Source organism: Pseudomonas sp. GW822-FHT03F04 (genome assembly GCF_058801405.1).
The window spans coordinates 254,245-277,040 of sequence record NZ_JBXANF010000011.1; the positions used below are offsets into that span (position 1 = coordinate 254,245).

Below are 22,796 nucleotides of genomic sequence, written 5' to 3' on the forward strand. Positions count from 1 at the left end.
CCAGGACAACTCACGTTTCAACATCAGGGAATGGGTGGATTGTTCCAGCGTTGCACGGTGACGATCAGATGGCCTTCGCCGGTCAGGGATTTCCCTGCGTCGTCGACGGCGGCGATCACCTTGAGGTTACCGGCATTGTTGGTGGACATCTTGCGTGCCGGATTCGGCCCGGCATCGCCCGGGGTGAACACGCCTGCGTCGGCCTGCATGGTACCGGCGAACTTGACGTCTTCATCCTCTTTGGCGCGCTCGTCGAAGGCTTCGACTTTCCATTGCGCCGGGAACACGCCGATGCGATACGGCTTGCCGTCGGCGCCCTTGCCCCAGGCTTCGGCATCGAAGCGACCCTGGACTTTCGGCGTCGAACCGCCGCCCTCGCCGATCCGTGCCACCGAGAATTCCGGCACCACTTTGACCGAGGCAATCGTGCTGTACACCGACAGGCTCGGGCCTTTCAGGTTGCCGACGCTGACCGCGCGCAAGCCCGGCTGGGCATTGGCCGCGGCTTTGACTTTGACTTTGATCCGGTCGGCGTTCTGCTCGACCACTTCGACCACGTCCACGCCTTTGCCGAAGTCCGGTTTGCCGCTCAGACCGCTACCGACCAGCGTCACTTCGGTTTCGCTGCCGGCCTTCACATAACCCGGCTGCACCGCCAGCAAGCGCTGGGAACCCTGTTTGGCGGCAACGAAGTCGAGGCCGCGCTCATCGTGCTCGGCCTCGAACATCCGGCCTTGCATGGCGTTGCCCTGTGCGGCGAACACCTGACGCATGGTCACGCCATCGACGGTCACGTTGCCGCGCCATTCGTAGCCGCTGTAGAGGATCGCGTTGCCGTCACCGTTGAACGGGCTGCCATCGGCGTACTGACCTTTGACGGCAACCTTGAAGGTGTCGCTGCCATCGGCCGTGACGGTCATGGTGCCGGCCAGCTCACCCTTGCCCGGCAAGTGGCCGCTGAAGCTCCAGTCGCCGACCAGTGCCTCAGCCTTCGGTCTGGTTTTGACCCAGGCCTGCCACGCCGGGTTGTCCAGCGGATAACGCTTGGCCAGCAGCGGGACCATTTCCTTGCGGGCGATATCGAACCAGTCGCGATCGCGAGCCAGCGCCTGATACTCCAGCGACGGCCACTGGCCGAGGTGGAAATTCACCAGGCGTTCCCATTCTTGAGCCGGACGCCGTTGCAGGGCGATCCGCGCACCTGAGTGGCAGCGGCCGCACATCTGCGCGGTTTTCTCGTCGAACTGCTCGACGGTGTTCAGCCGTCGTTCCAGCGCGTAACGCACGCCATCGGTTTCGCTCGGCGCCAGGCCCTGGGTGTCGGCCAGGTATTTGACCAGCGTACGACGGTCTTCATCGCTGATCTGCAAACCGTGCATGGTCTGCATGCGGGCAATACTCATCAGCCAGCCTTCCGGGGTCTTGCGCTGGTGGCTGATGCGGCTCAACTGGTCGCCGGCTTCAGGGGTGTGACAGCCCTGGCAGGTTTCCTTGAGGATGGTCTGGGCGTCGCGGGCTGCCAGGCTGTGGGGTGAATGCAGGGCCACGCAAGCGGCCACGGCCAGCAGACTGGCGCTCATGCCTGATCGGAGTTTTCTCTTCATCAACGTCGAACCTCGCACGGTGCTTTCTTATTGTTGTGGCTTATCGTTTTTATGGTTTCTGCCGTTCGCGGCGATGCACGAACGGAGGCAAGCGAAACGTCTGAGGTGAGCAATACACGGAGCGTGCCAGCTTGCCGATAAGCTGTTCAATCAAGCAGTTACGCGTTCATCAAGGTGTCGCGCCAATCTTTGCGTGGCCTCCCGGCGTCCAATTTCGCGACAGCTGTTGCAGTCTGAGACAAGCACAGTTGCAGCGCCCAAAGCCGGGTGGCCGACGACTGACCGTCCGATATCAAAGTGCCTGCTACGCTTGCTGTTCGCACACTCCGTGCGTCACGCCTCAAACCACCGAAAACCTGAGGAATGGAATCATGGGATCACATGGACAGGGTCAAGGCTGCACCCATTGCGGCTGCGAAAACCCGGTATGGAATACGCTCAGACACACCGTCGACCTTAAAGCCTTCGCAGGCAAGGTCGCCGGCCTGCTACCGGAACCCGGCAGCGAATCGTTGATCTTCACCGGCGGCACCATCTACCCCCTGAAAAACGGCAACATGGATGAGCAGGTCGAAGCGCTGGGCATCCATGGCGGCGACGTGGTTGCCTCGGGCACCCTCGCCCATGTGCAGGAGCGCATGAAGGCCAAGGGCATCAAATACACAACGCGTTCGCTGGGCGATAAAACGCTGCTGCCGGGTCTGATCGAACCACACATGCACATCGTGCAGTCCTGCGTCATGGATGGATGGGTGAACCTGGGGCCGATCGACGAAAAGACTCAGAGACTGAACGAGCGCTATGACTGGGCCACGTTGAAACACGACATTCTCTTGAAGCAACCCAAAAACAACTCGAGCTGGTTTCTGGGGCGAATGGTCGATCCAGCGTTGATGCCATTCACCCTGGTCTCTGGCGGCAAAAACAAGCTCACCCGTTTCTATTGCGATAGTGACTTCGACCCGGATGCCGACAACACCGGCAACCTCGACAGCATTCTCGGCAAAAACCCGTTGCTGTTGATCAGCGCCTCCATGCACACCGTTTACCTGAATACCCCCGCGTGCAATGCCGTGTACTACCACAACAACGCGGCCAGCCAGAAGCTGCGAGACAAATACAAGAGTTTCGACACGTTCCTTAAAGAGACCCAGGGCAACTTGCAGGAAGAGGCCGGCATCACACCAGCCCTGCTCTCGATACCGCTGGCTCAGGCGCTGGACGTGGTGAACATCTTCAAGTACATGAAAGACTACTTCGAGACCGCCTCCAAACGAGGCATCACCTTGTTGTATGACGCCATGGTCGACCCGGTGTCCAAGGTGATTCTGGAAGCCTACGGCCTGACCCATCCGCGCAATGTTCGCGTCGGTTATGCGGCGGCCTGCAACGGTGTGGACTTCAGCAAAATCGAACCCTACAAACCGGTGACCAAGGAAGCGGCCCGGCTGTTTTATCAAGGCTCGGTAAAACTGATATCCGATGGCTCGAACCAGGGGCTGACGGGTTATCAGATCGACGATTACTGCTGCGAGGCCACATCACCGAAAGGCAACTTCAACTTCTGTGACCCAAGCCCGGCCCCCCAGGACCCGACAACGCTCCCGTCGGCTTATCAGACCACCCTGAACAATGCCATCGGCACTGGCTGGCCATTGATGATTCACGCAAACGGTGACCGCGCCATCGAATTCACCTTGCAGGCCTACAAAAATGCGTTGAACGGCCAGAGCGGCCTGGAAAAACGCCATCGCATCGAACACTGCTCAATGCTGACCAATGACACTCTCGACCAAATGAAGGATCTGGGCATCTCTCCCAGCTTCCTGATCGGTCACGTCGGCTATTGGGGGTATGCGTTCGAACAGGCGATCTTCGAGAAAAAGGCCAGCAAGATGCTCGACCTGTGCCAGGACGCCCTGGACAGAGGCTTGCGCATCTCGTTGCACAGCGATTGCACCGTCACCCCGCTGGGGCCGTTGCGCTCAATGGAACAGGCCGTGACCCGCAAGATGGAAGGCATACGCAACCAGGACGGTACGTTTGTCAAAGAGGCAGCCCGACAACCGGTACTCAACGAAAGCCAGTGCCTGACCCGTCAGCAAGCGCTGAAAGCCATCACCTATGACGCTGCGTGGCAGTGCCATGCGGATGCCTTTACCGGTTCGTTGCAGGATGGGCATTTCGCCGATTTTGTGATTCTCAAGAATAACCCCCTCGACGAACAATACCCGGCCAGCGACATCCGCAAAATCGTCGTCTGCGAAACCTGGAAAGGTGGGCACAAGGTCTACGACAACCCTGACGTCTGACCGATGATCGCTCGACCCTGCGGTAAACAGGCCGCAGGGTCGAGTTCAATTACTGGGCAGCCGTCTCCGGGACAAGCTTATCAACCCGCTGTCCCGTTTCGATATCGCGGACCTCGAAATCCCACCGACCGTATCCGGTCTTGCCATCAAGCCCATAGGTACGGCCCGCTGCAAGTTCCACGGTTCTTTCCACCGTCCCGGTATAGCTTTGCTGGGAAAGTTCTCTGCGTACCTCGATGCGATGGATGCCCGGGCCGATGAAGTATTGGGACTGCCGGCTCAACCAGAACCAGGTGCCTTCACCATCGACTCTGACGATCGTTAACGCCGGGTTGATCTGATTGATCGTGGCGATATCCGAAACAGGCTTGCCTTCTGCACTTTCATGGGTGAAGTGGATGCATCCCGACAGCGTCAATCCCGCCAGCAAAAGCGCCGCAGAACGTAAAATGTTGCCAACTCGCATCAATGCCCCCACAGGCCTCTCAATAAAGCGGCATTAAATACGCTATCCCTTGATGAAATTCCACTTTGCCATCATTGATTGAAGGCCCGATGCTGCTGTCAGTCAGCGCCTCAAACCACTGGAAATCAGTATCTTGAGTCTCAGCCGCTGTCGCGAAATGCGACAACCTGAACTCCACAAAGCCCCCTCTTCCCCCTCCATCTCCTTGCACGGCGGGCCTGTGCAGCACGTTCGAGTATCTGGCACAGCCATTGCCAAGACCTGTTCAACGACAACGAACAACAAGAGGTCTTCACCATGCCCCTGCCCTATCTGCTTCCTGCCACCTCGGCTTTCATCCAGCGCCCGCCGCGCATGCTGATCGGCGGCGACTGGGTCGAAGCCGCCGACGGCCAGACCATGCCGCTGCACAACCCGGCCACTGGCGAAGTGTTGTGCGTGGTGCCTCGCGCCACCCCGGAAGATGTCGACCGCGCGGTGCTCGCCGCCCGGCAAGCCTTCGATGATTCGGCCTGGAGTCGCACCCGCCCGCGTGAGCGGCAGAACCTGTTGTGGAAACTCGCCGACCTCATGCAGCGCGACGCCGAACAGCTGGCGCAACTCGAATGCCTGAACAACGGCAAGAGCGCGGCGGTGGCGCAAGTGATGGACGTGCAGCTGGCCATCGACTTCCTGCGTTACATGGCCGGCTGGGCGACCAAGATCGAGGGTTCCAGCGTCGAGGTGTCGCTGCCGCTGATGCCCGGCGATCAGTTCCACAGTTTCATTCGCCGCGAAGCGGTGGGCGTGGTCGGCGCCATCGTCGCCTGGAATTTTCCGCTGCTGTTGGCCTGCTGGAAACTCGGCCCGGCGCTGGCCACCGGTTGCACCGTGGTGCTCAAACCGGCCGACGAAACCCCGCTGACCGCGCTGAAACTGGCAGAGCTGGTGCTGGAGGCGGGTTACCCGGAAGGCGTGTTCAACGTGGTCACCGGCACCGGCATCACGGCCGGTTCCGCCCTGACCCACAACCCGCTGGTCGACAAACTGACCTTCACCGGCTCCACCGCCGTCGGCAAGCAAATCGGCAAGATCGCCATGGACTCGATGACCCGTGTCACCCTGGAACTGGGCGGCAAATCACCGACCATCGTCATGGCCGACGCCGACCTGAAAACCGCTGCGGCGGGTGCGGCCAGTGCGATTTTCTTCAACCAGGGCCAGGTCTGCTGCGCAGGCTCCAGGCTGTATGTGCAGCGCAAGCATTTCGACAATGTGGTGGCCGACATCAGCGACATCGCCAATGCCATGAAACTCGGCAACGGCCTCGACCCGAGCGTGGAGATGGGCCCGCTGATTTCTGCGCGCCAGCAGGAACGGGTCTATCGCTACATCGAAATGGGCCGGGAAAGCGGCGCGACCATCGCCTGCGGTGGCGAGCAATTCGGGCCGGGGTTCTTCGTCAAACCGACGGTGATTGTCGATGTCGATCAGCAGCATTCGCTGGTGCAGGAAGAAATCTTCGGGCCGGTGCTGGTGGCGATTCCGTTCGATGACGAGGCCGATGCGCTGCGCATGGCCAATGACAGCCCTTACGGGTTGGGCGCGAGCATCTGGTCGAACGATCTGGCGGCGGTGCACCGGATGATTCCACGGATCAAATCGGGGTCGGTGTGGGTCAACTGCCACAGCGCGCTGGATCCGGCGCTGCCGTTTGGCGGCTACAAGATGTCCGGGGTCGGACGCGAGATGGGGTATGCGGCGATCGAGCATTACACCGAGTTGAAGTCGGTGTTGATCAAGTTGTAATGACTGCGCTCACGGCTCAGGGCTTGAACCCCTGAGCCAACAGCCACCCGCGAACGGCTCGTCCCTGCTCAAGCGTCAGCCCCGCAAACACCCGGTCCGCCGGTTCATCGCGCAACCGCCGCACCAGCGGCGCCAGCTCTACACCTTGCACATGCCAGATCCCCAGCGGCTGATCCGCCGCGATCACCACCTCGGCCTCATCGACAAAACCGTCACGCAGCACCGGCATCCGTTCGATCCGCAGCGCTGCAAAATCCGCCGCCGCATGAGCCGCTTCAGCGTCCGGCCATTGCCGCCGCGCCTGCCAGAACGGCCGATCGAGCCAACGCTGTTCATTGGCATAAAAGTCCCGGCCGATTCGCGCAAAGCGCAGGAACAATTGCTCCACTCGCTGACAGTGAAAACGCTGAGCCAGTGCTGCCCGTTCCGGTTTGCGCAACAGCGTGTTGATCACCACCGGCGCCTGCAACGCCGAGGACAGCGACTGAAAAATCCCGTTGCCGGACAGCGGATCCACCGCCATCGCCGCATCGCCCACGCGAATCCAGTTTTCACCGCAAACCTTTGGCGCGAGAATCGCCGTGCTGCTGCGAGCGTGCAGTTGCAACTCCGACTCCACGCCGCCAGCAAAGAACGCTTGAGCAAAATCCGAAGCCTGACGCCGCGCGCGGCAGTGATCGAGCAACTGCGCCTTGCCTGGCAACCCGGCGCTGGCCACGTCCACGGTCCATTGCCAATAACATTGGCCGTCGTCCCGACGGGCCATCCATGCCCAGCCGTCTTCAAGGCTTTCCACGGCACTGGCCGTCACCCCCGGCGCACCCTGCCAGCGATTGAGCAGGCTGACCGTCTCCGGCCCGCGCAAGCCTTTGCCGGACGCCGGCGCCTGCCGCCCCCGGGCTTCCACCAGAAAATCCGCCGTCAGCGTCGGACCGCCATCGAGTTCAACCCGATGCCCGTCGGCCGAGGACTGAACATTCAGGATTCGCCCTTCAATCACCTCGACCCCGGCGACCCGCAGATCTTCACGCAAACCACGATCAAAGGCCGGGCGATCCAGCAGACACTCGATGTTCTGCGCATGCTGCTGGCCGTTCCATGAAACCTGTCGTTGGGACGGCAACGTGGCATTCGCCAACCCGTGATTCAATCCAGCACCGCGCAACGCCTCCAGCACCCGCTGCGAGACGCCTTCGAGCGCCGCAAACCGCCGCCATTCGCTGACCAGCGTCACGGCGTAACCCAAACGCCGAAGTCCCAACGCCACCGCCGCGCCAGCCGGCCCGGCACCGAGAATCAGGATCGCAGTCATGGGCCGAGACGCCGTTCAGGGCCGCGATAACGAGCGTGCTGTTTCAGCCAATCGATCACTTCGGCATTGCTCGCCTGCGGATGCTCCAGCAGATAGCCGGCGATGTGACCGCTCAACGCTGCACAGCCCAGGCTTGCCCCGGACTGCCCCGGATAGGTGCCATGCACACACGCGGCAAAATTCGCCTGCGCACTGTCGAGCCATGACCATTGTTCATCGGTGCAACGGGCATCGCCGGTCACCCGCAGCACTTGCGGATAACTCGCCGGAAACACCGCTGCGCCCTGCGCCGGACTCGACGCACACAACAGCACACCACGGGCTACCGCGGCTGCGCAGGCCTCGCGCAACAGGCTGCGATCCTGACGCAAACCCAGGCTCAGATTGATCAGTCGTACGTCCTGCGCGACCAGCCAATCGATGGCCGCAGAAATCTGCAAGGCACTGGTGACGCCGCGCTGATCGAACACCTGGGCCACACACATCTGCGCGGCGGGTGCGCGGCGGCTGATCGCCTCGATCACCGCACTGCCATGGCCAAGCGGATCGTCGCGCAGATCCGATTCCGCCAGTCCGTCCTCCAGCAACGAGAAACGCCGCCCAGCAATCACCTGCACCCGTTGCGCCGCCGAGTGTCCGCTGTCGACCACACCGATACGCAATTCAGGCTTCATGCAGCACCGTTTTCGAAATGAGCACACCGTCGAGCAACTCGAAACGCAGATCGGCATCGGCCAGGGTCGACGGACGATGGCTGATGAGGATCCGTGTGCGCCCGGCAAACAGTCGGTCGATGGCTTCGATCACCTCGCGCTCGGTCGCTTCGTCGACGGCCGAAGTGGCTTCGTCGAGCACCAGAATCAACGGATCCTGCAACAGCGCCCGGGCAATCGCGATGCGCTGTTTCTGCCCACCGGACAATTGCTGACCGCGCTCGCCCAATGGGCTGTCGAGGCCTTCGGGCAACGATGCGATCAGGCTGTCGAGTTGCGCCAACCGTGCAACCTCCGCGATGGCTTCGCGGCTGGCGTCCGGCACCGCGTAAGCCAGGTTGTCGGCGAGGCTGCCGCGAAACAGCACGATGTCCTGACTGACCACGGCGATACGTCGGCGCAGCTCGAACAGTTCAAGTTCACGCAGATCCACCTCACCGAGCAGCACTTGCCCGGACTGCGGATCGTGATGCCGTTGCAGCAGGTCGATCAGCGTTGATTTGCCGACGCCGGATCCGCCGCTCAAGGCGACTTTCAAACCGTAGGGAATCGTCGCCTCGATGCCGCTCAACGTGCTCGGACGACCCGGATGGCTGAAGTGCACCGCGTCAAAACGCAACTCACCCGAAGTTGGAAACGGCTTCGGCGTAACCGGCGAAATCACTGTGGGCTCCTCGCCGCGCAACTCCATGACCCGCCCCAGACTGACGGTCATGCGCTGGATCGCCACGTACAGCCCCAACAGGCTCTGCACCGGCCCGACTGCCATCCCCAGGTAGGTGGAAAACGCGATCAGCGCACCGAGTTGCCAAGTGCCCTGCACCACCCAATAACCACCGATCAAAAACGCGCAGGCACGGGACAGCGACGTCAACGTGCCGGGCACGGCCTGGGTGAAAAATTCGGTGACTTGCAGGCGCAGCAACTGGTTCATGTAGCCCTGCCCGAGGCTTTCCAGACGCCGTGCTTCACGCTGCTGCTGGCCGGCGGACTGGATGAACTTCATCACCGGCAAGGTCTCGACCATGAACGACGACATGTCCGCCGAACGCTCGCGCAATTGCCGCACGTCGCGCTCGACCTTGCGCCGCATCCAGCGCAGCCACAGCACGTCGAGCGGGATCAGCACCAGCGCCAGCAATGACAGTTTCCACGACAGCGTGAACAGCATCGCGATCGCCACCACCAGGCCGATCACACTCGATACCGCCGAGAACAACGAGTCCACGGCAAAGCGCTGAATCTCTGCCACATCGCCGTCGAGCCGCGACATCAGATCGCCGATCCGCCGCTGCCCGTAGAAACTCGGCGACAGTTTTTGCAGATGCCGATAAAGGTCGTCGCGCAGGGCAAACAGAATCCGCCCGGACAGCCGCGTGTGCAGATAGCGGTTGATCCCTGACAGCGCCGTGCCGAGCAACCCGGCGATGATCATCAGCACCGCAATCAGCACCAGCATCGGGAAGTTCCGCGCCAGCAGCCCGTCATCGATCAGCAGTTTGATCAGCCACGGCTGCACCAGCACCAGCAGCGACGCGCACACCGACAGACCGAGCAGGCCGGCAATCGCCAACCGCTGCGGCCGCACGAAACCGTACAACCAGCGCAGCGCCGCTTGCAGCGCGGCGGGGTTCTGGCTGTCGATCAGCCGCACGAACAGGCGCTGCATCACGAGCGCAACTGTTTGAGTTTGCGATACAGGGTCGCGCGGCTGATACCGAGGGCGTCGGCGGCGGCCGAGACATTGCCCTGATGGGTGTCGAGGGACTGGCGGATCATCTCCCGTTCGTTTTCGCGAATGCTGCCGGTCTGGGGTTTCTCGGTGGCGCAGAGTTCGTCGAGCATGCTGTCGGGCAGGTGATCGAGGGTCAGCACGGTATCACCGGGTTCGCGCATCGCCAGCGCGGTACGCAGCACCATTTCCAGTTGGCGAATGTTGCCCGGCCAGTGATACGCGCCGAGCAGGCGATTGAGGTCGTCGTGCAGTACAGCATTCGGCGCATCGAGTTTGCACAGCAGACGAGCGACCAGCGCACTGAAGTCCTCGCGCTCGCGCAAAGCCGGGAGCATCACACTGATGCCATTGACCCGGTAAAACAGATCCTCGCGAAATTGCTTGTCCTCGACCTGACGCTTGAGGTCGCGGTGGGTGGCGCAGATGAGCGCGACGTCGATGTCCTGTTCTTCGCCAGCCCCCAGCGGCGCGACCTTGCGATCCTGCAAAACTCGCAGCAAACGCGCCTGCAAGGCCAGCGGCATGTCGCCGATTTCATCGAGGAACAACGTGCCGCCGTGGGCCTGTTGCAGGCGCCCGATCATGCCACCACGGCGCGATCCGGTGAACGCGCCTTCGCGGTAGCCGAACAGTTCCGACTCGATCAGGCCTTCGGGAATCGCCGCGCAGTTCACGGCCACAAAGGGTTTGTCGCTACGGCTGCCGGCCAGGTGCAGCGCGCGGGCGATCACTTCTTTACCGGTGCCGGTTTCGCCGAGCAACAGCACCGGCAGCTCATTGGCCAGGCCCTGTCGCGCCATGCGCAAGGCTCGGGCGTAGCGAGCATTGTTGCCGGCCAGTGCTTCCAGATCCGGTTGCGGTTTGGCGGTTTTCGCCACGCTGCGTGGCGGGCCGCCGAGGTTGACCGAGCGCGCCGGGGCTCGCAGGGTCTTGTAGAAAAATTCGCCCTTGGCGGTCTGCACACTGCCGACGCCGCCCTGTTGCAGACGGGTCAGCAATTGCAAGCCATCGACGCCGAGAAACTCTTCGCAACGCTTGCCGACCAGCGCCGAACGCTCGGCCCGCAGCAACTGACAGGCCTGGGCACTGACCGCCAGAATCTGCCCGCCGAGACTGACCGCCAACAAGCCTTGCCACGGCGATTCCAGATACTGCCGGCGACTGTGGAAGGCGAGGACAATCTGATCGGGAAAACTGTTGTTGAACACCCGGCTCTCGATCTGGCTGACCGCCATGCTCAGCAGCGCGGTGCTGTCATGGACGCGGCCGAGAGGGCCTTCGCGGGTCAGGTCGAGGACGCCGAGAATTTCGCCCTGAGGGCAATGGATCGGCACCGAGGTGCAGGAAAAATCCGTGAGGCGATCGAGGTAATGTTCGCCGCAATCGATCAGCGTCGGCCGCGCTTCCACCAGTGCCGTACCGAGGGCGTTGGTGCCACGAGCGGCTTCGCTCCAGCAGGCGCCGAGGGTGATGTCTTGCAAACCGCTGCCCTTGAGCCGATCGGCACGCCCTTCGACGGCGAGGATGGTGGCGTCGGAATTGGCGAGGATGATCAGGCCTTCCTTGCCCTGACGCTCGGCCAGGTAATCGATGGCCGGTATCGCCGCATCGATCAGCAGACGATTGCTCGCCAGCAATACATCGAGGCTCGCGCTCGATTCCAGCGCCAGCTCATGCTTGCCATTGAAATGCACGCCGTGGCTCAGGCTGCGCCGCCACGAAGCATCGATCTCCGCACGCAACACGCCATCCGGGACCTGCCCTTCGAGATGGAGTTTTTCCCGGGCCAGCCGGGCTTCGTGGTGAGACTTGGGATCGGTTGTTTTTATTAGAGTCATCAAGCGCTCCGGAGCGGTCCGCTTTGCGCTTTTTTACTTCAGCGCCCTGACGCCAATGTTTACGTTAACGTCAGGGCGATGGCAAGCACCACAGGGCACTTCATCAGGTGGATTGTCTCAGCGCTGCCACACCTCGCCATTCACGAAAAACGCCCGGGCGTTGTCTTCAAGACTTTCCAGGTGATAGCCGCCTTCCTGCACGATCAGGCATGGCAGGCCCAGGCTGCGGATCCGCTCACCCAATGCCGCAAAGCCTTCCCGGGTCACGGCGACTTTGCTTTGCGGGTCCAGCTCATAGATATCGAAGCCCAGCGACAGCACCAGCACCTCGGCGCCGAACTCGCGCACCGCGTTCAATGCGACGTCCAGTTGCCCGAGGAAGTCCGCTTCGCTTGAACCGTGGGCCATCGGCAGGTTGAGGTTGAAGCCCTCCCCCGCGCCGCTGCCACGCTCGTCGGCAAACCCGGCGACACCCGGATAGAAATTGGTCGGATCGCCATGCACCGAGACGTAGAGCACGTCATCACGGTCGTAGAAAATCTCCTGAATGCCCTGGCCGTGGTGCATGTCGGTGTCGAGCACCGCGACTTTGCCGAATTTGTCGCGCAGCACCTGAGCCGCCACCGCCGCGTTGTTCACGTAGCAGAAACCACCCGCCGCTTCGGCCCGGGCATGATGCCCCGGCGGACGGCACAAGGCGTAGGCCGCCGGCTCACCATTGATCAACGCCTGAGCCCCGGCCACTGCGCTTTGCGCCGACCAATAAGCCGAGCGCCAGGTCTGTTCGCCTACCGGGCAACTGCCATCCGCCAGATAGCGCGCAGCCTGGGCGAGGATGCCGCGCAAGGCGTTGGGTTCGCGGACGAAGATGTTCGACATCACTTCATCGCCCCAGTCTTCCGGGATTTCTTTCCAGCGTGCGTGCGCTTCCTGAAGAAAGGTCAGATACGGCGCGCCATGCACCGCCAGCAACGGTGTGAGGCCGGCGTCGGCGGGTTGCTCGACACTGAAGCCCAGACCGTGGACCGCCTGCACCAAGCGCTGCGCACGTTCCGGGACTTCCTGCGGCGTGCGCATCTGCCCGCGCGAGTAATAGCTGCGTGGATGATGGAGCAATTGTTCGGGGTGGAAAAAACTGCGCATGGCTCAGACTCCCTGTTCGATTCGACCGGCGCGGGCCAGCACGGCGTTGAGCAATACATCGGTGCCCTGCTTCACGTCTTCGGGCAACACGTCTTCGGCTTCGTTATGGCTCAAGCCACCGACGCACGGGATGAACACCATCGCCGTCGGGCAGTAGCGCGCGAGGTGAATCGCGTCATGCCCGGCGCCGCTGACAATCGACTGCTGAGCGTAGCCCAGCGCATCCACCGCCTCCTGCACGGCCGCCACACATTCGGCGTCGAACGGCGTGGCCGGACTGATCCAGTGCGGGGTGATCGTCAGGTTCAGACCACGACCGTCGGCGATCGCCTGCAAGCGGGCGCGGACTTGTTGCTCCATGGCGGCGATGGCGTCGTCGCGGTGATGACGCAGATCGACGGTGAAATTCACCAGCCCCGGAATGGTGTTGCGCGAGGATTTGTTGATGCTCAACTCACCGACGGTGGTCAGGCCTTCGGGGGCAAAATCTGCTGCCAGACCTTCAATCGCCTGAATCATCCGCGCCACGCCGTACAACGCGTCTTTGCGCAGCGGCATCGGCGTGGTGCCGGCATGAGCGGCCATGCCTTCCACCCGCACGTCTAGCCAGCGGATCGCCTGACCGCCCGTGACCACGCCGATGCTCTTGGCATTGTCTTCAAGGATCGGGCCTTGCTCGATATGCGCTTCAAAATAGGCATCCACCGCACCGCCCAACGGACGATCACCGGCGTAACCGGTACGCTGCAACGCCTCGGCAACACTGACGCCATCGACATCACGCACCGCCAGCGCGGCATTCAGATCCATGATTCCGGTGAACACCGCCGAGCCAAACATGGCCGGCGTGAAGCGAGCGCCTTCTTCGTTGGTCCACACCGCCACTTCCAGCGGTTTGCGGGTCCGGATATTCAGATCGTTGAGGCAACGCACCACTTCCAGGCCGGCGAGCACGCCGTAGACGCCGTCGAAACGCCCGCCCTCGGGTTGGGTGTCGAGGTGGCTGCCCATCATCACCGGCGCAGCATCCGGATCGGTGCCGGCGCGACGGGCGAACAGGTTGCCGATGGCGTCCACGCTCAGAGTCATGTCGGCTTCGCGGCACCAGTGGGCGAACAGTTCGCGGCCGGCCTTGTCTTCGTCGCTCAATGCCAGGCGGCAGCTACCGCCTCGGGCTGTCGCACCGATTTCGGCCATGGCCATCAGGCTCGCCCACAGGCGTTCGCCATTGATTTTCAACATGAGGTTCTCCTGAAATTCCGGGTTAGGCACGGGCCATTTCCGCGCGATGGGCACTGGCGTGACGACGGGCGAGAGACAGCACGCAGATCAGCGAGATGCCAGCAATCAGGCTGTAGAACACCGCCATCGGCCACCATTGCCCGGTGAACCTGTGCGCCAGCAGCGTGCCGATCAGCGGTGTCAGCCCACCGGCCACCGCGCCGCAAATCTGATAGGCCAACGAGATCGCGGTGTAGCGCACGCGGGTCTCGAACATGCCGCTGACGTAACCGGCGATCACCGCATAGAACGAGGCCATGCACACCACCGCCAGCGCGATGCCGAGGATGATCAGCGGCGCCTGGGCCGAGCTGACCAGCACGAACATCGGATATGGCGAGGCCATCGCCAGCAACGACACGAGACACAGGAAACGCGTCGCGCCGATCTTCTCCGCCGTCCACGCGGCCAGCGGCTGAATGCAGAACTGGATGAGCGCAACGAAGAACAGGCATTCGAGAATCAGCGAACGCGGCAGCGCCAGTTGCTGAGTGGTGTAGGCGATCATGAAGGTGTTGGTGAAATACACCCCGGCGATGCCCAGCGTGTTGGCACCGATGCACAGCAACAGCGGACGCCACGCGGTGCGCAGGACTTCCATTACCGGCGCCTGCTCTTTCTTGATTTGCTTGCTGGCCTGCTCGCGGCTGGCGAGGAATTCCGGTGACTCATTCACGCCCAGACGAATCGCCAGGCCCACCAGCAGCAACAACGCACTGGCGAGGAACGGCAGGCGCCAGCCCCAGCTCATCAGGTCTTCTTCCGGCAGACGGGTCACCGCGCTGAAGGCCAGCAGCGACAGGATCAACCCCGCCGGGCTGCCCAGTTGCGCGAACGAGGCAAAGAAATTGCGCCGGCCCTTCGGCGCGTGCTCGCCAGCCATCAACACCGCCCCGCCCCACTCGCCACCAACGGCAATCCCCTGGACGATGCGCAACAGAATCAGCAGCACCGGCGCCGTCGCGCCGATCTGCGCGTAGGTCGGCAGCAGACCGATGCACACCGTGACCACGCCCATCATCAGCAAGGTGATGATCAGCGATTTCTTGCGGCCGATGCGATCACCGATATGACCGAAGATGATCCCGCCCAACGGCCGGGCAAAGAAGCCCACGGCGAAGGTGCCGAACGCAGCCATGGTGCTGAACAGTGGATCGTCGGAAGGAAAGAACAGCGCACCGAAAACCAGTGCGGCGGCGGTGGCGTAAATGTAAAAGTCGTACCACTCGATCATGGTACCGATGAAGGCTGCGGCCGCCGCACGGCGCGGCTGGTTCGAAGCGTGGGGCTTCATGGGTCGGGCTCCTTTGATTGTTTTTCTGGCAGGAGGGAAACGGTCAATCCGAGGCGCTCTGACGGCGCCTGTCGTGGGGTGATTTATCGTCCCGGGGCTATGATTAGTCAATTTTCTATTTATTATTCCGACTATTACCAAACCTTATAATCGAGAGCCGCCATGGCCGAACGTGATGTGCAACGCCTGCTCAACGACCGCCTCGACTGGAACCTGCTGCGCACCTTTCGGGTGATCGGCCAGGAGCTGAGCATCAGCCGCGCCGCCGCGCGCCTGCACCTGACCCAACCGGCGGTGAGCCAGGCGCTCAAGCGTCTTGAGGAACAACTGGGTCGCCAGTTGATCGCCCGACGCGGCCCGCGATTTGCCCTTACCGAAGTCGGCGAGCAAATCTTCGAACTGGCGGGCGAGATCTACGGGCAGATGTCCCAGGTCAGCAGCCTGCTGGAGCAACCGGCCGACGAAGTGATCGGCAAGGTGCGGCTGCTGATCATCAGCCGGATCTTTTCCGAGCGCTTCGATGACTTCCTCGCTGACTTCCATCAGCAGTATCCACGGGTCGATCTGGAGGTTGATGTGATGCGCAGTTCGGACATCGTCAGCGCGCTTCAGGAGAAAACCGCGACCCTCGGCCTGAGCCTCAATCGCCGCCCGCAACCGCGTCTGGAACAGCGCCTGTTCCTGCGTCAGCGCTATGCATTTTTCTGTGGCAAGCACCACGCGCTGTTCGGTCGACAGGACATTGGCGAAGGCGATTTGCAGCGGGAGAATTTCGTCAGTTTTACCAGTGATCAGATTGGCGGGATGCTCTCGCCGCTGACAATTTTTCGTGATCAGCAAGGTTTCAGCGGACGCATCGTTGCCTCATCGCCAAGCCTGGAAGAGGTGCGGCGACTGGTGATCGCCGGGTTCGGTATCGGTTGTTTGCCGGAGCACGTGGTGGCGGCGGACGTCGAGGCCGGATTGCTCTGGCGCCTGCCGCCTCACGAGGGCATTGCCGATGTCGACATTCATTTGCTGTGGAACCGCGAGCAGCGCATGAGCCGTGCCGAAACGCTGTTCATCGAACGCTTGCAGGCCTGCCTGGCGGATCAATAACCGAGCAGTCGATCCGCGCTGTTGATCAGAGGTTCACCAGCATTCAAACGGCGGAAGTTCTCGGCAATCTGCTCGGCGATGCAATCGTGGGATGCCGCCGAAGCCATGTGCGGGGTGATGGTCACGCCCGGCGTTTTCCACAGCGGATGATCGGCGGGCAGCGGTTCCTGCTCGAAGACATCGAGCAGCGCACCGCGCAGTTTTCCACGGGCCAGAGCCTGTTGCAGATCTTCGATGTTCAGATGCCCACCGCGCCCGACGTTGACCAGCGCCGCGCCGTTGGCCAGCCGTTCGAAGGTCTGGCGATTGAGGATGCCGCGAGTCTCGTGAGTCAGCGGCAACAGGTTGATCAGCAACTCCACGCCGTCGAGAAACGGGTTGAAAGCATCGGTGCCGGCGAAGGTCTGCACGCCCGGCAAATCCTTGCTGCTGCGCGCCCAGCCACGTACGTCGTAACCAGCGGCGGCCAGGTCTTGGGCAATCGCGCTGCCGAGTGAACCGAGCCCCATCACACCGATCCTGAATTGACTGGCCGGGCGTTGCAGCGGTCGCTCCCAATGCTGTTGGCGCTGTTGCTCAAGCACTTGATCGAAGCCGCGATGATAGTGAATCACCGCCCAGCGCACGTACTCGGTCATGCCTTGGCGATGACCGGGATCGACCACCCGGCACACCGGCAGATCGGGGCACGACGGATCGTGCTCCAAATGATCGATGCCGGCGGCGACCGAGTGAATCACTTGCAGATTGGGCAACGCGGCAAGGCTGCCCGGCAGCGGAAACCAGCACGCCGCGATCTGCGCATTCGCCGCTTGGGGATCGTCGGCCAGCACCGCCGAGAGCTGCGGCGCGCGGCGGGCAAAGGCTTCCTGCAATTGTTTGAGCAACAGCGTGTCGCGTGACATCAGTGCAACGGTGTTCATGACAGATAGGACTCGCGCTGGGATTCGATGAGGGTCAGTGCGGCCTCCCAGGCCAGGTCGATGATGTTGTCCTGCTCGTCGCGGTCAAACTGCTCGGCGGTGTGGGCGCAGACTTCCGGCGACGGGTAATACAGCTCGCAACCGCCGGCCAGTGCTTGCACTTGCGCCTGGCAGGCACGCTCCAGGAAGTGGATTTCCTGAAACGCCTGGGCCACGCCGGAGCCACCAACCAGCAAGCCGTGATTGCGCAGGATCATCGCGCGATGCGGGCCGAGATCGGCGATCAAGCGCTCGCGCTCATCCAGCGACAACGCGATGCCTTCGTAGGTGTGATACGCCAGTTTTCCGTAGAACTTCAGCGCGTGCTGACTGATCGGCAGCAGACCTTGCTTCTGCGCGGCGACGGCCATACCCGCAGCGGTGTGGGTGTGAATCACGCAGTTCAGATCCGGGCGCGCCATGTGGATCGCCGAGTGGATCACGAAGCCGGCGGCGTTGACTCGATGCCCGGCGTATTCTGGGTCGACGATGCACCCGTCCTGATCGATGCGCACCAGATCGGAAGCGCGCATGCGGTCGAAAATCACCCCGTAGCGGTTGATCAGGAAATGATGCTCCGGCCCCGGAATCCGCAGGGTGATGTGGGTGTCGATCAGGTCGGTCATGCGAAAGTGCGCGATCAAGCGGTACAACGCGGCGAGCTCGCAGCGGGCTTGCCATTCGATCGGGTCAATGTGGGCGGGTTTACTCACGAATACACCTCTTTGCTTGTGTGAAGGACGACCGGCCTGGCCCGCAGGCGTGCGAGGCCACAGACACCGATCAGCGACAGGGCGGACAGCAGCGTGAAGAACACCGCCAACGGCAGCCATTGCCCGGAAAACTTGCTGGCGAGCAGCGTGCCGATCAGCGGCGTGGTGCCGCCGGCCAAGGCGCAGCTCAACTGGTAGGCGATGGAAATGCCCGAGTAGCGCAGGTGCACCGGGAAGGCCTGGGTCATGTACCCGGCGATCACCGCGTACAGCGCCGACAGGATCACCACCGCGACCGCGATGCCAAGGGTCATCAGCAGAATGTTCTGGGTGCCGACCAACAGGAACATCGGGTACGGCGTGACCATGCACAACAACGCGACCAGCATCAGGAACCGCCCTTCGCCGATGCGTTCGGCGAGCAGCGCCGACAACGGTTGCGAGAGCAATTGAATGACTGTCACCAGGAACAGGCAGTCGAGAATGGTCGAGCGCGGGATGCCCTGATATTGGGTGACGTAGGTGATCATGAAGGTGTTGGTGAAAAAGAATCCGGCCGAACCGATGGTCACGGCGGCGGCAGCGAGCAGGATCTGTCGCCAGCACTGGCGGATCACATCCTTCACTGGATATTGGGCGGTTTCGTTGTTGTCCCTGGCTTTGGCGAACTCCGGCGATTCATGCACCCCGGAACGGATCATCAAGCCGACCATCATCAGCACACCGCTGGCGAGAAACGGCAGACGCCAGCCCCAGGCGAGGAAGTCTTCCGGCGACAGCGATGTCACCAGGCGGAAGGCGATCAACGCCAACAAAAGACCCGCCGGACTGCCGAGCTGGGCGAACGAGGCGTAGAACGTCTTGCGTTTAGCCGGCGCGTGTTCACTGGCCATCAACACCGCCCCGCCCCACTCGCCGCCGACGGAGATGCCCTGGATCAGGCGCAACACGATCAGCCCGATCGGCGCCCAGATACCGACGCTGGCATAACTCGGCAGCAGACCGATGCCCGCGGTGGCCAGGCCCATCAGCGCCATGGTCACCAGCAGCATTTTCTTGCGACCGAGGCGATCGCCCAAATGGCCGAACACCATGCCGGCCATCGGGCGGGCGATGAAGCCGACGGCGAAACTGCCGAACGCGGCGAGCGTGCTGGTCACCGGGTCGTTGCTGGGAAAGAACACTTGCCCGAGCACCAGTGCGGCGGCGGTGGCATAGATGTAGAAATCGTAGAATTCGATGGTCGTGCCAATGAAGGCAGCGGCCGCGGCGCGACGCGGCTGAGCGGTGATGTGCATGCAAGAACCCTGTGTATTTATAGTTTTGGGCAGGTGTCGAGGCGGCTGACGGTCGCGCTCTGTGGCGCTTGTGGGCTTTATCGCTTCCGTGGCAGGATTAGTCAATTTTCAAAAACTTATCTTTACTATTAGCGTGGCTACTGCATGACTTCTTCCTCGAATCCTTGGATCGGCCGGCGTTTTCTCAATGACCGGCTGGACTGGAACCTGCTGCGCACGTATCTGGTGATCGGTCAGGAAGGCAGCATGAGCCGCGCCGCTGCGCGTCTGCACATCACCCAGTCAGCGGTCAGCCAGGCGTTGAAACGCCTCGAAGAACAACTGGATTGTGTGTTGATTGCGCGCAGCGGACGGCGCTTTGATCTGACGGAAACCGGGGAAGAAGTGCTGCGGATTGCGGCGGATATCTACGGCGATATTTCCCGTTTGGGCACCGTGGTCGAGAATCGTCATGACGACGTTGTCGGCAAGATCCGCATCCTCACCGTCAGTGGTGTGCAGGCGCGGCATTACGACGAGTTTCTTGCGGATTTCCACGAAACTCACCCGAAAATCGAGCTGGAAGTCGAGGTGATGGGCAGCTCGAACATCATCAGTTCACTGCTGCAAAAGACTGCTACGGTCGGCGTCGGACTGTGTCGTCTACCACAGCCTCGGCTGGAGCAGCGGGTACTGTTTCGTGAGCGCTACGCGTACTTTTGCGGGCAACGGCATCGACTGTTCGGGCAGCAGAATCTGACGCTGGAGCAGTTGGCAGCCGAGAACTTTGTCAGCTTCACCAGCGATCAGCTTGGCGGTAATCTTTCGCCGTTGACGCTGTTTCGCGACCAGCAGGGGTTTACCGGCAAGATCGTCGCTTCTTCCACCAGTTTCGAAGAAATATACCGTCTGATCTGTGCGGGGTTCGGGATTGGTTGCTTGCCAACTCACCTGGTTCGACGAGATGTCGAACAGGGCTTGCTGTGGCGCTTGCCGCCGGAGGAAGGGGTGGTGGATTTCGATATCCAGCTGCTGTGGAATCGCGAACAGAAGATGACTCAGGCTGAAACGGTGTTCCTCGACAGCTTCCAGCACATGCTCAGCCTGCGTGAGCCTGTGCTGTGAGCTGTGGCGGATTACACGTGAGGATCGCCCGGTGCCTTGGTCGGCGCCGCGTATTGCGGCTTGAGGTGACCGTCCTGGTCGAGTAGCCAGGCATCCATGATCTGCCGCACCACGGGACCTGCGACTCGGCCACCGGCCTCGCCGTTTTCGATCATCACCGAGATGGCGATCTTCGGATGTTCGGCCGGGGCAAAACCGACGAACAAGGCGTTGTCACGATGGCGCTCGAGGGTTTTCTCGCGGTTGTAACGCTCGCCCTGCTTGATCGCCACCACCTGCGCGGTACCACTCTTGCCGGCGATGCGGTACTGAGCGCCGGCGGCCGCTGCCCGGGCGATACCCCGAGCATCATGCATCACCATCTGCATGCCGTGGTTGACCTGCTCCCAGTCGCGGGGGTCCTTAAGCAGGATGTTCGGCATCGGGTGCTCGTCCACCGGCGGTACACCATCGACAGTCTTGGCCAGGTGCGGACGATTCCATACCCCCTTGTTGGCAATCAGTGCCGTGGCCTGAGCCAGTTGCAGCGGCGTGACCTGCATGTAGCCCTGGCCGATGCCCAAGATCACCGTCTCACCGGGGAACCAGGCCTGACGACGGGTGGCACGCTTCCAGGCCTGGGAAGGCATCAGGCCGGGAGACTCTTCGAACATGTCCAGCGAGACTTTCTCGCCGAGGCCGAACATCGCCATGTAGTCGTGCAGGCGATCGATGCCGAGCTTGTGCGCCAGGTCGTAGAAGTAGGTGTCGTTGGAACGCATGATCGCTGCGTCCATGTCCACCCAGCCGTCGCCACTGTGGTTCCAGTTGCGGTACTTGTGGTCGAAGTCCGGCAGTTGGTAGTAGCCAGGGTCGAAGACGCGGGTCTGTGGCGTGACCACGCCGGCGTCGAGTCCGGCAATCGCCACTTCAGGCTTGATCGTCGAACCGGGCGCGTACAAACCGCGCAGTACGCGGTTGAACAGCGGCCGGTCGATGGAGTCACGCAGCGCCGAGTATTCCTTGGAGCTGATACCGGTCACGAACAGGTTGGGGTCGAAGCTCGGGTTGCTGACCATGGCCAGCACTTCGCCGGTCGATGGATCCAGTGCAACCACCGAACCACGACGATCACCCAATGCAGCTTCGGCGGCTTCCTGGAGCTTGATGTCGAGGCTCAGGACAATGTTTTTGCCAGGAATCGGATCGGTGTGTTTCAGGACCCGCAATACACGGCCCTGAGCGTTGGTCTCCACTTCTTCGTATCCGACGTGACCGTGCAGTTGCGGTTCGTAGAAACGTTCGATGCCGGTCTTGCCGATGGACTGCGTGCCACGGTATTCGACCGAGTCGAGGGTCTTGGATTCTTTTTCGTTGATGCGTCCGACGTAGCCGATCGAGTGTGCGAAGTGCGCCCCGAGCGGGTAGTTACGGACGAACTGCGGTTCGACATCCAGGCCCGGCAGGCGGAACTCGTTGACTGCGAGTACGGCGATCTGTTCTTCGGTCAACTCATAGAACAGCGTTACTGGTGTAAACGGGTGGCGCGACTGCTTCATCGCCTTGTCGAACACCGTGCGATCTTCGGCTGGCAGGTGCAGGAGGCTGATGACTTCGTTCAGCTCCTGATTCACATCGGTGGCACGTTCGCGGGTGATGATCAGGTTGTAACTGGGACGGTTGTCGGCCAGCAGCACGCCATTGCGGTCGTAAATCAACCCGCGAGTTGGCGGGATTGGCAGGACGTGGACACGGTTGTTTTCGGAGATGGTCGAGTGGTAGTCGAATTCAACCACTTGCAGGATGTACAGGCGCACCACCAGGGCACAGCTGATCGCGAAGACGAACAAGGCACAGGCGACCAGCCGTTTGTTGACCAGACGCGTCTCTTTTTCGTGATCCTTGATGGGGATTGGTTCAGGCATTTCTGCAGCAACTCGTTGACAAAAAATGAGCGCCGATCCTTGGGCGTGACATCAGTCCGTTAAAAAACGAGCTGCACCATACCAAAAACCGAGCGGTCATTTCAGAAGGATTTCCCCAATGGTTGCCATCGCGACGGTCGGAAGCCCTTTGAGCACTTTCCTGCGGGCAAAACAAAACCCCAACTGCTTTCGCAATTGGGGTTTCGGAATTTAATCTTGACGATGACCTAC

Annotated in this window: 17 protein-coding genes; 4 read left to right on the top strand and 13 right to left on the bottom strand. The window is 61.7% G+C overall.

Annotation, left to right across the window (positions count from 1 at the left end):
- Positions 1-23: 23 nt before the first annotated feature.
- Entirely contained in the window at positions 24-1,604 is a 1,581-nt protein-coding gene (peaA, locus tag AC1RMX_RS24975) for a quinohemoprotein amine dehydrogenase subunit alpha (protein WP_493073328.1), read from the bottom strand.
- A gap of 371 nt (positions 1,605-1,975) precedes the next feature.
- On the opposite strand from peaA, the gene AC1RMX_RS24980 reads away from it, so the two are divergent.
- Entirely contained in the window at positions 1,976-3,916 is a 1,941-nt protein-coding gene (locus AC1RMX_RS24980; protein WP_493073329.1) for an amidohydrolase, read from the top strand.
- A 49-nt stretch (positions 3,917-3,965) separates the two neighbouring features.
- On the opposite strand, the gene AC1RMX_RS24985 is transcribed toward AC1RMX_RS24980, so the two are convergent.
- Positions 3,966-4,382 carry a hypothetical protein gene (locus tag AC1RMX_RS24985; RefSeq protein WP_493073330.1) on the bottom strand — a complete coding sequence of 139 codons (417 nt, stop codon included), beginning with the start codon at positions 4,380-4,382 and terminating at the stop codon, positions 3,966-3,968.
- A 297-nt stretch (positions 4,383-4,679) separates the two neighbouring features.
- Here AC1RMX_RS24985 and AC1RMX_RS24990 point away from each other — a divergent pair, with 297 nt between their 5' ends.
- Positions 4,680-6,170 (top strand): aldehyde dehydrogenase family protein, encoded by a 1,491-nt coding sequence (locus tag AC1RMX_RS24990; RefSeq protein WP_096822106.1) that lies wholly within the window; start codon positions 4,680-4,682, stop codon positions 6,168-6,170.
- Positions 6,171-6,186: 16 nt separating this feature from the next.
- Here the strand turns inward: AC1RMX_RS24990 and qhpG are convergent, their stop codons facing one another.
- The 7 genes from qhpG to AC1RMX_RS25025 all read right to left on the bottom strand — a co-directional run bounded on the left by qhpG (position 6,187) and on the right by AC1RMX_RS25025 (position 15,486).
- Positions 6,187-7,482 (bottom strand): flavin-dependent monooxygenase QhpG, encoded by a 1,296-nt coding sequence (gene qhpG, locus AC1RMX_RS24995; RefSeq protein ID WP_493073332.1) that lies wholly within the window; start codon positions 7,480-7,482, stop codon positions 6,187-6,189.
- Positions 7,479-8,156, bottom strand: a complete 678-nt coding sequence (gene qhpE / locus AC1RMX_RS25000) for a subtilisin-like serine protease QhpE (RefSeq protein WP_493073333.1) — start codon at positions 8,154-8,156, stop codon at positions 7,479-7,481. The genes qhpG and qhpE overlap by 4 nt, the downstream gene beginning before the upstream one ends.
- Positions 8,146-9,864 (bottom strand): ABC transporter ATP-binding protein, encoded by a 1,719-nt coding sequence (locus AC1RMX_RS25005; RefSeq protein WP_493073334.1) that lies wholly within the window; start codon positions 9,862-9,864, stop codon positions 8,146-8,148. The genes qhpE and AC1RMX_RS25005 overlap by 11 nt, the downstream gene beginning before the upstream one ends.
- Complete coding sequence (locus tag AC1RMX_RS25010; protein ID WP_493073336.1) at positions 9,864-11,768, bottom strand: sigma-54-dependent Fis family transcriptional regulator; 1,905 nt, start codon at positions 11,766-11,768, stop codon at positions 9,864-9,866. The genes AC1RMX_RS25005 and AC1RMX_RS25010 overlap by 1 nt, the downstream gene beginning before the upstream one ends.
- A gap of 117 nt (positions 11,769-11,885) precedes the next feature.
- A complete protein-coding gene (locus AC1RMX_RS25015; RefSeq protein WP_493073337.1) occupies positions 11,886-12,911 on the bottom strand; it encodes a histone deacetylase family protein in 1,026 nt (341 codons plus the stop codon).
- Positions 12,912-12,914: 3 nt separating this feature from the next.
- A complete protein-coding gene (locus AC1RMX_RS25020; RefSeq protein ID WP_493073338.1) occupies positions 12,915-14,153 on the bottom strand; it encodes a Zn-dependent hydrolase in 1,239 nt (412 codons plus the stop codon).
- 22 nt (positions 14,154-14,175) lie between these two features.
- Positions 14,176-15,486, bottom strand: a complete 1,311-nt coding sequence (locus AC1RMX_RS25025; protein WP_493073340.1) for an MFS transporter — start codon at positions 15,484-15,486, stop codon at positions 14,176-14,178.
- Between the two features lie 162 nt (positions 15,487-15,648).
- Here AC1RMX_RS25025 and AC1RMX_RS25030 point away from each other — a divergent pair, with 162 nt between their 5' ends.
- Positions 15,649-16,584, top strand: a complete 936-nt coding sequence (locus AC1RMX_RS25030; RefSeq protein WP_102621864.1) for a LysR family transcriptional regulator — start codon at positions 15,649-15,651, stop codon at positions 16,582-16,584.
- Here the strand turns inward: AC1RMX_RS25030 and AC1RMX_RS25035 are convergent.
- The 3 genes from AC1RMX_RS25035 to AC1RMX_RS25045 are packed head-to-tail and all read right to left on the bottom strand — an operon-like array spanning position 16,578 to position 19,557.
- Positions 16,578-17,507 (bottom strand): 2-hydroxyacid dehydrogenase, encoded by a 930-nt coding sequence (locus tag AC1RMX_RS25035; protein ID WP_493073341.1) that lies wholly within the window; start codon positions 17,505-17,507, stop codon positions 16,578-16,580. The two genes, AC1RMX_RS25030 and AC1RMX_RS25035, sit on opposite strands and share 7 nt — an antisense overlap.
- Positions 17,504-18,259 carry a class II aldolase/adducin family protein gene (locus tag AC1RMX_RS25040; protein ID WP_493073342.1) on the bottom strand — a complete coding sequence of 252 codons (756 nt, stop codon included), beginning with the start codon at positions 18,257-18,259 and terminating at the stop codon, positions 17,504-17,506. Before AC1RMX_RS25040 ends, AC1RMX_RS25035 begins: the two co-directional genes overlap by 4 nt.
- Positions 18,256-19,557, bottom strand: coding sequence for an MFS transporter (locus tag AC1RMX_RS25045; protein ID WP_493073343.1), 1,302 nt, complete (start codon positions 19,555-19,557; stop codon positions 18,256-18,258). Before AC1RMX_RS25045 ends, AC1RMX_RS25040 begins: the two co-directional genes overlap by 4 nt.
- A 144-nt stretch (positions 19,558-19,701) precedes the next feature.
- On the opposite strand from AC1RMX_RS25045, the gene AC1RMX_RS25050 reads away from it, so the two are divergent.
- Positions 19,702-20,661: a LysR family transcriptional regulator gene (locus AC1RMX_RS25050; RefSeq protein WP_493073345.1), complete on the top strand. Its 960-nt coding sequence runs from the start codon at positions 19,702-19,704 to the stop codon at positions 20,659-20,661.
- 11 nt (positions 20,662-20,672) lie between these two features.
- On the opposite strand, the gene mrdA is transcribed toward AC1RMX_RS25050, so the two are convergent.
- Entirely contained in the window at positions 20,673-22,565 is a 1,893-nt protein-coding gene (gene mrdA / locus AC1RMX_RS25055; protein WP_096822118.1) for a penicillin-binding protein 2, read from the bottom strand.
- Positions 22,566-22,796: the final 231 nt, after the last annotated feature.